Genomic DNA, 549 nt, shown 5'->3' on the forward strand with positions numbered 1-549 from the left:
GGCGCCCAGCCAATGCTTGACGCGGTCGGCGTCGACCTTGACGCGTTCGCCGTCCTTGGGCAGCAGCGGGTTCCACGAGCCGATGGACTCGATGAACCGGCCGTCACGCGGCGAACGGGCGTCGGCAATGACGACGTGGTAATAAGGACGCTTCTTCGAGCCCGCACGGGCCAGTCGGATCTTCAACGGCATTTCTTTTCTCCTAAAAACTAAGTTCGTTGATTGGGTTTCAGTTGGTTTTCGTCACGCCGTTGGAAGCGGCGATCTGTTCGTGGTGGCGGATCACTTCGCGGACGACGAAGTTGAGGAACTTTTCCGCGAAATCCGGGTCGAGATGGGCATCCTTCGCCAGCTGGCGAAGCCGGGCGATCTGCTGCTGCTCGCGTGCCGGGTCGGCCGGCGGCAAGCCATGAGTCGCCTTCAGCACGCCAACCGCCTTGGTGCAGCGGAAGCGCTCGGCAAGCATGTGGATGAGGGCTGCGTCGATGTTGTCGATCGACGCCCGGTAATCTGCCAGGAGGGCGCGGGCGTCGGCCATGTCCTTTTCTT

Annotated in this window: 2 protein-coding genes; both read right to left on the reverse strand. The window is 62.1% G+C overall.

Annotated features, from left to right (window positions below; all coding sequences use genetic code 11):
- Positions 1-192: 30S ribosomal protein S16 (gene rpsP / locus EN991_RS39095; RefSeq protein ID WP_127370677.1), on the reverse strand; the 192-nt coding region annotated here is incomplete at its 3' end.
- A 37-nt stretch (positions 193-229) separates the two neighbouring features.
- The gene (locus EN991_RS39100) at positions 230-538 is read right to left on the reverse strand and encodes a chorismate mutase (RefSeq protein WP_127370678.1); all 309 of its coding nucleotides are present in this window, start codon (positions 536-538) and stop codon (positions 230-232) included.
- Between the last annotated feature and the right edge of the window lie 11 nt (positions 539-549).

The sequence above is a fragment of the Mesorhizobium sp. M7A.F.Ca.US.005.03.2.1 genome (genome assembly GCF_003997795.1).
Taxonomy (GTDB): Bacteria; Pseudomonadota; Alphaproteobacteria; order Rhizobiales; family Rhizobiaceae; genus Mesorhizobium; species Mesorhizobium ciceri.